The sequence below is a fragment of the Gottfriedia acidiceleris genome (assembly GCF_004138285.1).
In the GTDB taxonomy this organism is placed as follows: Bacteria; Bacillota; Bacilli; order Bacillales; family Bacillaceae_G; genus Gottfriedia; species Gottfriedia acidiceleris_A.
On record NZ_SCFN01000082.1, the window covers coordinates 1 to 282 of the forward strand.

Annotated in this window: 1 rRNA gene; it reads left to right on the forward strand. The window is 52.1% G+C overall.

The features are described from left to right. Nucleotides 1-282: ribosomal RNA gene (locus tag EP747_RS24070) — 16S ribosomal RNA — on the forward strand; the annotation flags it as partial.

The following is a 282-nucleotide window of genomic DNA, read 5'->3' on the forward strand; positions in this document are numbered from 1 at the left end:
GAGCGATGAAGGCCTTCGGGTCGTAAAGCTCTGTTGTTAAGGAAGAACAAGTACGAGAGTAACTGCTCGTACCTTGACGGTACTTAACGAGAAAGCCACGGCTAACTACGTGCCAGCAGCCGCGGTAATACGTAGGTGGCAAGCGTTGTCCGGAATTATTGGGCGTAAAGCGCGCGCAGGCGGTTTCTTAAGTCTGATGTGAAAGCCCCCGGCTCAACCGGGGAGGGTCATTGGAAACTGGGAAACTTGAGTGCAGAAGAGGAAAGTGGAATTCCAAGTGTA